Source organism: Providencia sp. PROV205 (genome assembly GCF_028479505.1).
Lineage (GTDB): Bacteria > Pseudomonadota > Gammaproteobacteria > Enterobacterales > Enterobacteriaceae > Providencia > Providencia huaxiensis.
On the sequence record NZ_JAMPNU010000006.1, the window covers coordinates 73,033 to 85,315 of the forward strand.

Genomic DNA, 12,283 nt, shown 5'->3' on the forward strand with positions numbered 1-12,283 from the left:
CTCGCCAGAGTCACTTATTAATAGGTCTGAAAATGAATAATAAACAATATTACCTTGATACCGCAGCAGGTGAGGGCGAAAAAGAAGCATCAATGATGGTTGCTGTCCCAGGCTCTGAGCTGACGTCTTTATTACTTGAGCAGCGTTTAGAAGAGCAAACGTATTTTACTGATGGCGAAATAGATTATATTCCAGAGGACGGCGGCTTTTTCTTTAGCTGCAAAAAAGATGAAGAAGAATTACGTTTTTATATCGCTTTAGTGGATAGCGACCCGGAATATACTATCAACCCTTATTTTGCCACTGACCCAATCAGCCCCGAACTGTACGCAGAGGCAAGCGCAGCCCCTCAAGCGGTGATTGTTGAGTGCTTATTTCAAGGGCAACCATTGGTTAATTACCTTCAGCAGCTGAAGGTCATTCAAATCTTGGTACCCGATTTATTACTGGGCCTGGATATTTCTGCCGCAGGGAAAGTGTTTACTCGTGAGTGGCTTAATTTCCAACTCATTGATGACTTAATGCCAAGTATTGATTCTTTATATGTTGTTCATGCCATTTATGACCAAGAAGATAATGAAGACAAGCCAGAAGAAGAGCGCGCCCCGACCATGTATTGGTTCCATACGCACGGTTTGGCTCGCTGTGGTTTATCTGAAGCGGAAATTATTATACCTCACCCGATCGCTTCTTATTATGGTATTCCCGAACTGTTTTGGAGCTTCGTAAATAACAGTATTACTCACGGAAAAATCGTGTTTAATGAACCTATTTTTATTGGTCAAACCCAAGCAGGCTATGAGTATTTAGTTGCAGTACCGTTCGAAGAAGGTCTGTTGCACGTGGGTAAATCAACGCCAATTGATGACTTGAAGCCACTTGAAGAGATGAATTTCGAGTTTGGAGATGCGTCATCAGAGCGCTTTATGGGAGATTGGCATGATAGAGATGAATCTCATCAGCACCCATCCGCGATGTTGTTCCGTGTGACACAAGAAAACCCTGTATTAGAAAGTTTCTTTGAAGGCTTTGAAGACCAAAACGCGATGATGTTTATGCGTACAGATGAAGAAACCGCTGATATGTCCCGTAAAGCCAAATTACGTTGGGAATATTTCACGCATATGTTAGATAACTACGGGCCAAAGCCAGTGGCTCAGAAGAAAGGTTTCTTTGCCAAATTCCTCGGTAAAAACGAGGAAGCTGAAGATTCAGAATGGCGCTTTTTGGTGAAATGCGGTATTGGCTATCATGACGCAGAAGAAGACTTCGATGGTCATGAACATATGTGGTTTGAACCCGTTTCTTGGAATGGTGACCAGTTTGAAGGGCGTTTAATTAACCATCCTTTTTATGTGAAAAATATGCAAGAAGGGGAAGTTTATCCATTAACGCGCGACGATATTACGGATTGGACAATTTATTTCCAAGATGGCAGTTATACTCCTGATACGATATATAAATTGTTAAGTGGCGCTCAAGTTCACTAACTTGTCATACTCGTCATACTTCAAACCGCATGGGTGTTGACTGCGCTCAGCCAGCCGAATCACATACTTATGTATGCTCATCGGTCTGTCTTCGTTTGTCGCCTACATGCAACTTGAATTATTTAGAGTATATACGTGTCACGATTCAAACTGCATGGGGGTTGACTGAGCTCCGCCATCCGAATCACATACTTATTCAAGCTAGAGTACAAAGGTTTATGTTAGACTGGGCGCGCAATGCGCCCAATTTAATGATGAAAGTTTAACGCCATGAATGAAACCGAGCTTTACCAATATGCCTTGTTTATGCTTTCCCGCCGTGATTATGGGAAAGCTGAGCTATTTGCGCGTATGAAACGGCGTATGTATGAGAAAAATGAAGGTATTATTGATGAGCCTTTAATTGAATTGGTGCTTGAAAGATTAAGTGAGCAACATTTTCTTGATGACGACCGTGTCGCAGGGCTATTAATGCAAGGTTATCTGCGCAAGGGATATGGGCCATTGCGGATAAAACAAGAAATGCGACAGAAAGGTTTTACTGAAACGATTGTGGAAAAACATTTTGCCACTATAGATGTAGATTGGTTTGAAAAGGCCGCACTGGTACGCAGTAAGAAATTTGGGGATAGTATTCCTAAAGACTTTAAAGAAAAAAGTAAGCAAATTCGTTATCTGCAATATCGCGGTTTTTTTGGTGATATGATTTATGAGTTATTTAGTTAATCAATTTCCCCCCTTAATGTGAAAAACATGACATAGCTAAACTAAGCTGATCTTCCTATTCTTTATTAATATATGGGGATATCGACTGTAAACTGCCGCCTAAAAAAGATTTTTTATTTATTCCTCTTGTGTTTTAACGTATTTCTATATTAAAAATCATCTGTTGATATGATCATAGTCAGTGAATTTTGCTTAATGATTAGGCAGAGTGATTTTTTATAATTACAAAATAAGACAGGCAGGAGAAATAAATGATTGAGCTCTTAATCGGCGTTATTGTCGCCATTGGAGTTGGGCGTTATATCATAAAAGGATATTCCGCAACGGGTGTGCTAATGACAGGGGGTATTTTACTTCTGATCATTACTGCGATTATGGGCAAAAGTATTTTACCAGGTTCTGTTCCGACGACGGGGTGGCGCGTAACAGATATTCTGGAATACATAAAATTCCTATTAATGAGCCGAGGTGGCGACCTTGGTATGATGATCATGGTGTTATGTGGGTTTGCATCTTATATGACTCACATTGGGGCAAATGATGTTGTGGTAAAAATTGCTTCTAAGCCATTAAAAATGATCAACTCCCCCTATTTGTTGATGGTTGCCGCTTATATTGTGGCATGCTTGATGTCGTTAGCGGTTTCCTCTGCGACAGGCCTTGGTGTATTACTGATGGCGACGTTATTCCCTGTCATGGTGAATGTTGGGATCAGTCGTGGTGCAGCAGCGGCAATTTGTGCATCGCCAGCGGCAATTATTTTAGCGCCAACATCCGGTGACGTTATTTTGGCGGCAAAAGCAGCTGAAATGCCATTAATTGATTTTGCGTTTAAAACAACCTTACCGATTTCTATTGCGGCAATTGTGGCAATGTCAATTGCACACTTCTTCTGGCAACGTTATTTAGACAGAAAAGAGAACGTCAAAACAGAAATGTTAGACGTCAATGAAATCAAAACACACGCACCTGCTTTTTACGCTATCTTACCTTTTACGCCAATTATCGGTGTTTAAGTGTTTGATGGTAAATGGGCGCCTGAATTGCATATTGTAACTATTATTGTTGGCTGCATTATTTTAGCGGCAGTCATTGAGTTCTTACGCAGCTTCAGCGCTAAACACGTCTATGGTGGTTTAGAAGTTTGTTATAGAGGAATGGCCGATGCATTTGCAACGGTTGTGATGTTGTTAGTCGCCGCTGGGGTCTTTGCTCAGGGTTTAAGCACCATTGGTTTCATCAAAGGGCTAATTGACCTCGCACAATCATTTGGTTCAGGTGCAATTGTGATGATGATTGCCTTGGTCGTGATTACGATGTTAGCTGCGATGACAACGGGCTCGGGGAATGCACCGTTCTATGCGTTTGTTGAGCTAATCCCTCATTTAGCAAAACAAATGGGCGTCAATCCTGCTTATTTAGTGATCCCAATGTTGCAAGCCTCTAACTTAGGACGGACTTTATCGCCTGTATCAGGTGTGGTCGTGGCCGTATCTGGTATGGCAAAAATCTCTCCTTTTGAAGTGGTAAAAAGAACGTCAATTCCAGTATTAGTTGGATTGGTTGTGGTGGTGATTGCGACAGAAATATTAGTTCCAGTCTACCTATAAAACTTCAGTTTTTCAGGTAAAAAAATGGCTGAGCAAATGGCTCAGCCATTTTTCAAATTAAAAATTAAATACTTTATATCTAAAATTTACTTTTTTAATTAATTGCGAAATTATTTATTCACAGAATAATTACGTGGTATTTATTTTTTTTACGTTATTAACGAGATCTACGCCAAAAAGTTGAAAAAAATAGCGTAATTAAATTAGGCACTGTTGCTTATTTAATGCAAAATCTGCACATCTTATTTTAATAACGTTAATGATGAAGAACACAAGATGAGCACAATTGAAAAAACAGTAGATACAGCAGATAAACCTGTTAGTAAGTGGACCTATAAGGATTTTACTTGGGTACTTTCTTTATTCGGTACCGCAGTGGGGGCTGGTGTTTTATTTCTACCAATTAAAGCAGGGGCCGGGGGGTTTTGGCCATTAGTAATATTGGCAATAATTGCAACTCCAATGATTTGGTTAGCTCATAAAGGGCTAGCACGCTTTGTTTTATCTTCAAAAAATCCAAATGCTGATATTACAGATACGGTAGAAGAGCACTTTGGTAAAGTAGGCGCAAATATTATTACGTTTGCTTATTTCTTCGCTATTTACCCTATCGTATTGATTTACGGTGTAGGTATCACAAATACCGTTGATTCGTTCTTGGTAAATCAACTCGAAATAGAACCACTGCCACGATGGTTGCTGTCTGGGGTCCTGATTGCTGCAATGACTGCTGGGGTGGTGTTTGGTCGTGAGCTTATGTTAAAGCTTACTTCTCTAATGGTTTATCCTTTGGTGTTCATTTTATTAGCTTTATCATTATATTTAATTCCTGAATGGAATACGTCAATGTTAGAGGTGGCTCCTGATTGGAGTGCAATGCCTGTGGTTGTTTGGATGGCGATCCCACTAATCGTATTCTCATTTAACCATAGCCCAATCATCAGTCAATTTACTAAAGACCAACGTCAGCAGTTTGGTAATAATGCTATTGTGAAAACAGATATGATCACGGGTGGTGCTGCATTAATGCTGACAGGCTTTGTGATGTTTTTCGTTTTCTCTGTGGTGTTATCACTAAGCCCAGCAGAGCTTGCCGTTGCGAAAGAACAAAATATCAGTGTGTTATCACATATCGCGAATATCAATCCATCGCCAATCTTGTCTTATTTAGGGCCAATTGTTGCTTTTGCTGCGATTGTATCGAGTTACTTTGGTCACTTCTTAGGGGCTCACGAAGGTTTAGTTGGGTTAATTAAATCTCGTTCTTCTTTCTCTGTGAAGAAAATTGAAATGGCATCCATGTTGTTTATTGTGATTACAACCTGGATTGTGACTATTCGTAACCCAAGTATTTTAGGCATGATTGAAACGATGGGGGCACCAATGATTGCCGCTATCCTATTCATTCTACCTGTTGTGTCGATGAATATTGTTCCTGCAATGAAGAAATACAGTACGTCAAAGCCTGCCCAAATATTCACCTTTATTTGTGGGCTAGCTTCTATTACTTCAGTTATTTATGGTGCTTTTCTATAATTATAAATAAAGTTTTATAAGACGCAGAGCCATGACCTGTAAAGGTTGTGGCTTTTTTTATATCAATATGAAATAGGTTATAAGGATAGACATTGATATAACTAATTTTTAAGCTGAAGAGTGTGATAATCACCCTCACCACATCTATCAATGTGAAATAATTTCAAGTGCAAGTAGTTGCTCGGTGTAGCGGCTTAGGTAATATCTAAGGTTATCACAGCATCATAATAACGTAATCACTACCTCTGGCTGTACCTATTCCAGTGCGTCGTAACAAGGATAACTAATGAAATTAGAAACATTATCGATTCACGCCGGTTACTCTCCTGACCCTACCACTAAGTCCGTTGCCGTGCCAATCTACCAAACCACCTCTTATGCTTTTGACGATACTCAGCACGGTGCCGATCTCTTTGATTTAAAAGTCGCGGGTAATATTTACACGCGAATTATGAACCCAACGAATGATGTTCTAGAGCAACGTGTTGCTGCGCTTGAAGGTGGTGTCGCTGGTTTAGCTGTTGCTTCCGGTATGGCGGCAATTACTTATGCGATTCAAACTATCGCACAAGCAGGGGACAACATTGTTTCTGTCGCTAAATTGTATGGTGGAACCTATAACTTATTTGCCCATGCTCTGCCGCGCTTAGGCATTGAAACACGGTTTGCGGAGCATGACGATCTCGCTGCATTTGATGCGCTGATTGATGATAAGACGCGGGCTATTTTTTGTGAGTCGATTTCAAACCCTGCGGGCTTTATTGTTGATATTGCAGCACTCGCTGAAGTTGCGCACCGCCATGGTATTCCTTTGATTGTCGATAACACGGTGGCGACACCGTATTTATGTCGTCCATTTGAACATGGCGCAGATATCGTGGTTCATTCATTGACCAAATATATCGGTGGTCACGGCACATCACTTGGTGGAATGGTTATTGATTCAGGTAAGTTCCCATGGACAAAATACCCGAATCGCTTTTCGTTATTGATAGAGCCGGATGTGGCTTATCATGGCGTCAGTTATACCGAACATTTTGGCGCAGCGGCCTTTATTGCTCGTTGCCGTGTTGCGCCATTGCGCGGAACGGGTGCTGCATTATCACCGTTTAATGCATTCCTGATTTTACAAGGTTTAGAAACCCTCGCGCTAAGAATGGATAGGCATACCGAAAATGCGCTAAAAGTGGCGAACTACCTCGAAAATCATCCACAAGTAGAGTGGGTAAAATATGCAGGGCTACCGAGTAACCCTGAACATGGTTTGGCGCAAAAATATATGAACGGTAAACCAGCCAGTATTATGTCGTTCGGTATTAAAGGTGGACAAGAAGCGGGGGCGCGCTTTATTGATGCTTTGAAACTGATTGTGCGGTTGGTGAATATTGGTGATGCTAAATCACTCGCTTGCCACCCTGCATCAACGACGCATCGTCAACTTAATGATGCAGAGTTAGCACAAGCAGGGGTTTCCCGAGACATGATCCGCTTATCAATTGGAATAGAGCATATCGATGATATTCTAGCCGACCTTGAACAAGCACTCGTCGCGGCTAAATAGAACTATTTGGTATGAATAATAACCGGTTATGGCGAATGCCCTGACCGGTTTTGTTGTTTATAGACCGCGGTACACATTTCTGTATTAATGGTTAATATTAAGAACACATTAATGTTTACCTTATTTTTAAAGACTGAACTATTCTTTATATATTTAGTCTTAATCTGCAATTCTTATCTCTTTATCGATAAAATGGAGTTTCCATTTATTAATTGTTTATATACAGCGATATTTATACCAATCAACTTTTGACTTGTTTAAATGGGGTTTAATTGGCATAACGATAATAGCTACATAAAAAGAGTATGTTTGTTCAGATGAAATAAAATTATTAAATATCAATAACAAGAATGGTTGAGATGAGATGATTATGGCAAACAATAAAGTTGCCTACCTAAAATGGTGTCTGTTATTTGGTTTTGTTCTAGTAACCTATTTTTTACCGTTAAACGGTAGGTTATTGTGGCAACCGGATGAACTACGGTATGCAGAAATTAGCCGGGAATTGATTATTAGTTATAATTGGAGCGTTCCTGAACTTTTAGATATCCGCTATTTTGAAAAACCTATTTTTGGTTATTGGGTCGGGGCTATTTTCCAAATGTTATTTGGTGAAAACAACGTTTCGGTTCGCCTTGGCGTGGTATTTAGCACATTAGTCAGCGGGCTATTTGTTTACCTCAGTGCCAAAATGGCTTGGAAAAACTCACGGCTCGCTTTCAATGCGGTGTTTATTTATCTTTCCATGTTGATGGTTTTTACTATCGGCACCTACAATATTCTTGACCCCATCGTGACAGCATTTATCACAATGGTAATTTTCTTTTTCCAATGGGGGTTAACAACAAAATCCTTCTCTCATCAATTGCTCGCTTTTATCATGATGGGGGTAGCTTGTGGGTTAGGGGTATTAACAAAAGGCTTTCTTGTGTTAGTGCTGCCTGTGCTTGTTTGTTCGGTTGCAGCTATTTACTTTAAGCAATTCAAAGAAGTGTTTATTTTTTCATTTGTCTCGCTATTTACTGCTTTTGTCGTGTGCTTGCCTTGGGCTTTTGTTATTGCCAGCCGTGAGCCTGATTTCTGGAATTATTTCTTCTGGGTTGAGCATATTCAACGTTTTATGGCGAATAATGCGCAAAATAAATCCCCATTTTGGTTTTATATTCCTATTTTGCTCGCCGCGGTATTACCTTGGTTAGGTTACCTTTTTGGTGCGCTACGCCATGCATGGCAACAAAAAGGGTTACATATTTATTTTCTATTGTGGTTTATTGTGCCATTTGTTTTCTTCAGTATTACTAAAGGGAAATTACTGACCTATATTTTGCCATGTATTGCACCAATTGCGGTTCTTATGGCTGCCTACATTGAAAAAATACTTACGGAGAAAAAAACACGGCCTATTCGTTTGAATGCATTGATTAACACACTGATAGGTGGCGTTATTGCTGGGGGAATTATTGCTTCTGCTTATTACCCTAAATTGAGCGTGTTTCAGGCCGATGAAAGTGGGAAGTTATGGTTAGCCGCGGGCGCGTTTATTTTTTGGTTATTGGTTGCCTTGGTCTCTTTCAAACAACGGTTTTGGTATTTAGCTGCAATGTGTACGGTGGCAATTAGTTTAACGGTGGGTCATATCATCCCATCGCGTATTGCCAGTAATAATACCCCGCAAGAGGTGATTGCGAAGTATCATCGTCAGTTAGCGGATAAACCTATACTGTTAACCAATAATGTCGGGTTAGGTACGGCATTAGCATGGGTACTTAAACGCAGTGATATTACGATGCTTCACCAAACTGGGGAGTTAGGCTACGGGTTAAAATACCCAGATGCCGCTAATCGGTTTTATAGCTTAAAACAGCTACCTGATTTATTAAAAAATTATCATTATAAAGATGTGGCGGTTGTCGTAGAAAATTCCCAACGTGAATTGTTGGACGCATTACCCGGCAACCCAATTATTATTCGGGAAGGTAATCTTGTTTTAGCCTTTTATGAAGGCCAATAGCGATAGTAGGTTGGGATGTTGTTTGATAATAGCCGCCATACCATTTAGGTTTGGCGGCTATTTACATTTAGCGCGTAGGCTTATTTAAGGTGTTCGAGTTTGAGGTGGAATGGGGTTTTCCCAGACCCGCGGGGAGACCATGATAAATTAATAGCATCGCCATGCTATTGCTCATCGCATTCACTTCCACTTCGTCGATTGTACGGTTGTTACGTTGATGACGGCTAGTTAACGTATTTCTCATTGGGACGTCTCCTCAGTTTCTTTGATTAGGCGATTCGCTTCGGCAAGCTCATAGCGCCTTGGTGTTAGCGCGGTTGCACTGTGATTACGGGCGAGTAAGGTATAAATGGTCGGTAAAACAAACAGGGTAAATAGTGTGCCAACTAACATTCCGGTGACTATTACTAAGCCTAAACCAAAGCGGCTATTCGCTCCCGCTCCAGTGGCGAAGAGTAGTGGAACTAAACCTATCACCATTGCTGCGGTTGTCATTAATATTGGGCGTAAACGAATTTGTGCCGCTTTGAGAATGGCATGTCGCCTGTCTAATCCTTCATTGGTTTGTAATTCATTGGCAAATTCAACCATCAATATCCCATGTTTACTGATTAAGCCAATCAATGTGACTAAGCCGATTTGGGTGTAAATATTCAATGTCGCATAGCCAAGTGCCAATGGAATTAACGCACCACAAATTGAAAGTGGAACAGTAATCAAGATAATCAATGGGTCGACTAAACTTTCATACTGTGCGGCTAAGACTAAGTAAATAATGATGAGCGCCGCCATAAAGGCAAAGGCGAGGGTGTTTCCTTCTTGTTTATATTGGCGCGAATCGGATTGCCAGTCATGGCTAAAACCGGCGGGTAGCTCATTGGCTATCTCGTCTAAGTAGGCAACAGCTTGGCCTAACGTGACGCCAGGAGCTGGTATTGCTTGGAAAATTGCAGCATTTTGCTGATTAAATTGTGTGAGTTTATTTGGCTCCACTTGGGTGTTGATATCGACCACGGTTGAGAGTGGGATCATCGTTCCCGCTTCCGATTTTACATAATGGCGAGAAAGGGCTTCCGGTGTCAGGCGTTGGCTACGGATACTTTGCGGGATCACATCATAGGAACGGCCATCCATCCCAAAGCGGTTAATATAGTTTTCTCCCACTAATAAGGTCAGCGATTCACCGACATCTTGCATACGAATGCCTAAGCTATTCGCTTTTGAACGGTTGATGCGGATTTCTACTACTGGGTTGTTGTAGTCAAGATCACTATCTACCACCATAAACAGGCCACTTTCACGTGCTTGTTGCTTGATCTCTTCCATGGTTTTATAGAGTACCGAATAATCTTGCGGGCTTCTGAGAACCATTTGGACTGGTAAGCCACCGGTTGAACCGGGTAATGCGGGCAATTGGAAAACGAAAATGCTGTTCCCTTCGACATCACCAACACGCCCTTGTAAGTCGCCTTGGATCTCAGACGCGACGCGGTCGCGTTGCTCCCATGATGTCAAGTTAGTTCCCCCAAAGCTGGCGGAAGGGCCATCGGTTCCGTTAATAATCCAAGTACTCTCCGTTTCCGGTAACTCCATGAAAACATCATGTAATTTACGTGAAAAACGTTCTACGTACTCGAGGTTAGCGTGCTGAGGCGATTTGATAGCGGTTAATACGCTAGATTGGTCTTCTACAGGGGCTAATTCACGAGGAGCAGATTGATAAAGCAGTGGTAAACTAATGAATACACCAATGGCAATAACACCTGTTAACCAACGGTTTTTCAAAGAGAAATTCAATACAATGGTATAGTAGTGGGCTAAGGTAGAAAAGAAAGTTTCTGCCATACGCGCCATACGTCCTTCATTCTGTTTTGAGTTTAACATGAAGGAACTCATAACAGGGGAGAGGGTTAACGCTACAATACCGGAAACAATCACCGCACCAGCCAACGTGAGCGCAAATTCTTTAAATAAAGCACCCGTTAACCCAGACATTAGCCCTATTGGGGCATATACCGCTGCCAAGGTGATCGTCATAGCGATAACGGGACCTGCCACTTCACGAGCGCCAATTAAAGCCGCTAAAACCGGTGATTTCCCTTCTTCAATATGGCGATGGACGTTTTCAACCACCACGATAGCATCATCGACGACGAGACCAATCGCTAATACCATGGCGAGTAACGTGAGTAAGTTAATACTAAACCCAAATGCCATCATCAAGGCTGCGGCACCTAACATTGATAGGGGAATAGCTAAAATTGGGATGATCACGCTGCGAATTGACCCTAAACACAGGTAAATAACGGCAATAACAATCAGTAACGCTTCAACTAAGGTGTTAATAACTTGGTCAATAGACGCTTTAATAAAGCGCGAAGTTTCAAATGCCATTTCGACTTTAACACCGGGAGGTAATGTTTTGGTGATGTCTGGCATTAATTGATTCATGCCGTCAACGATTACCAGTGGGTTACCGGTTGGTGTGGCAAATAAACCAAGGTAAATTGCGGGTTCACCATTCATTAAACCGCTGGTTTCTGTGGAAGCGGCTCCTAATTCAATGGTTCCCACATCTTTTAAACGTACTAACCCGTTACCGTCATTGCGGATCACTAAATCACGAAACTCATCGACATTAGTGAGGTCGGTATTGACATAAACATTAGAAATTACGAACTCGCCTTTGACTTTACCGGGAGCTGCTTGGTAGTTGTTTTGGCGAACCGCTTGCGCAACATCTGCCGCAGTTAGCCCCCGGCCGGCTAATTTATCAGCATCCAGCCATAAACGCATTGCTAACTGTTGGCCACCAAAGACTTGAACTTTAGCGACACCGTCAATTGAGGAATACATTGGTTCAATAACGCGAGAAATATAGTCTGTCAGGGCTGGAATGGATAAATTGGTACTGGAAAAACCGATATAAGCAACCGCAGTGGATTCCCCAGAGGAAAGCTCAATCACAGGGTCATAAGCTTCTTTCGGTAATTTATAACGAACTTGGTTCACCTTCGCCATGACTTGCGCAAGGGCTTGGGTTGAGTCTCGGTTAAGTTCCATTCGTACCGTGACAAGGCTGCTTCCTTGTACTGAAGATGAGGACAGATAATCGACGCCTTCCACTGAGGAAACCGCTTGTGCGATGGGTTGCGTCACAAAACCTTGCATCAATTTAGCCGATGCGCCAGGGTATTGCGTAGCAATGGTGATTGTCGAGCTTTCTAGCTGTGGATATTGGCGAATAGGCAACTTACTCAACGCAAATAAACCAATTAAGACAATCAGCGCACTGACTACGAGGGCCAGAACAGGCCGGCGAACAAAAATATCAGTAAATTTCATTGCG

7 protein-coding genes and 1 pseudogene are annotated in these 12,283 nt (G+C 41.6%); 6 read left to right on the forward strand and 2 right to left on the reverse strand.

The genetic code is table 11. The features are described from left to right. Positions 1-32 precede the first annotated feature (32 nt). The 6 genes and pseudogenes from PR800_RS06380 (at position 33) to arnT (ending at position 8,934) form a co-directional block, all read left to right on the forward strand. On the forward strand, positions 33-1,490 hold the full coding sequence (locus PR800_RS06380) for a DUF4026 domain-containing protein (protein ID WP_195698124.1): 1,458 nt from the start codon (positions 33-35) through the stop codon (positions 1,488-1,490). Positions 1,491-1,760: 270 nt separating this feature from the next. After that, on the forward strand, positions 1,761-2,216 hold the full coding sequence (locus PR800_RS06385; protein ID WP_102139171.1) for a regulatory protein RecX: 456 nt from the start codon (positions 1,761-1,763) through the stop codon (positions 2,214-2,216). A gap of 251 nt (positions 2,217-2,467) precedes the next feature. Then, positions 2,468-3,826 (forward strand): annotated as a pseudogene (gene dcuC, locus PR800_RS06390) (anaerobic C4-dicarboxylate transporter DcuC). A 276-nt stretch (positions 3,827-4,102) separates the two neighbouring features. Then, positions 4,103-5,362, forward strand: coding sequence for an aromatic amino acid transport family protein (locus PR800_RS06395; RefSeq protein ID WP_102139169.1), 1,260 nt, complete (start codon positions 4,103-4,105; stop codon positions 5,360-5,362). Between the two features lie 286 nt (positions 5,363-5,648). Then, a complete protein-coding gene (locus PR800_RS06400) occupies positions 5,649-6,923 on the forward strand; it encodes a bifunctional O-acetylhomoserine aminocarboxypropyltransferase/cysteine synthase (protein ID WP_102139168.1) in 1,275 nt (424 codons plus the stop codon). Positions 6,924-7,287: 364 nt separating this feature from the next. Further along, entirely contained in the window at positions 7,288-8,934 is a 1,647-nt protein-coding gene (gene arnT / locus PR800_RS06405; RefSeq protein WP_102139167.1) for a lipid IV(A) 4-amino-4-deoxy-L-arabinosyltransferase, read from the forward strand. Between the two features lie 67 nt (positions 8,935-9,001). On the opposite strand, the gene PR800_RS06410 is transcribed toward arnT, so the two are convergent. Next, a complete protein-coding gene (locus PR800_RS06410) occupies positions 9,002-9,178 on the reverse strand; it encodes a hypothetical protein (RefSeq protein WP_166267225.1) in 177 nt (58 codons plus the stop codon). Next, positions 9,175-12,279, reverse strand: coding sequence for a MexW/MexI family multidrug efflux RND transporter permease subunit (locus PR800_RS06415; protein ID WP_272530412.1), 3,105 nt, complete (start codon positions 12,277-12,279; stop codon positions 9,175-9,177). Before PR800_RS06415 ends, PR800_RS06410 begins: the two co-directional genes overlap by 4 nt. Positions 12,280-12,283 lie beyond the last annotated feature (4 nt).

Excerpts from the sequence above, each read along its gene's own strand:
- PR800_RS06380 (WP_195698124.1), top strand. The coding sequence starts at position 33 with ATGAATAATAAACAATATTACCTTGATACCGCAGCAGGTGAGGGCGAA.
- PR800_RS06385 (WP_102139171.1), top strand. The coding sequence starts at position 1,761 with ATGAATGAAACCGAGCTTTACCAATATGCCTTGTTTATGCTTTCCCGC.
- PR800_RS06395 (WP_102139169.1), top strand. The coding sequence starts at position 4,103 with ATGAGCACAATTGAAAAAACAGTAGATACAGCAGATAAACCTGTTAGT.
- PR800_RS06400 (WP_102139168.1), top strand. The coding sequence starts at position 5,649 with ATGAAATTAGAAACATTATCGATTCACGCCGGTTACTCTCCTGACCCT.
- arnT (WP_102139167.1), top strand. The coding sequence starts at position 7,288 with ATGATTATGGCAAACAATAAAGTTGCCTACCTAAAATGGTGTCTGTTA.
- PR800_RS06410 (WP_166267225.1), bottom strand. The coding sequence starts at position 9,178 with ATGAGAAATACGTTAACTAGCCGTCATCAACGTAACAACCGTACAATC.
- PR800_RS06415 (WP_272530412.1), bottom strand. The coding sequence starts at position 12,279 with ATGAAATTTACTGATATTTTTGTTCGCCGGCCTGTTCTGGCCCTCGTA.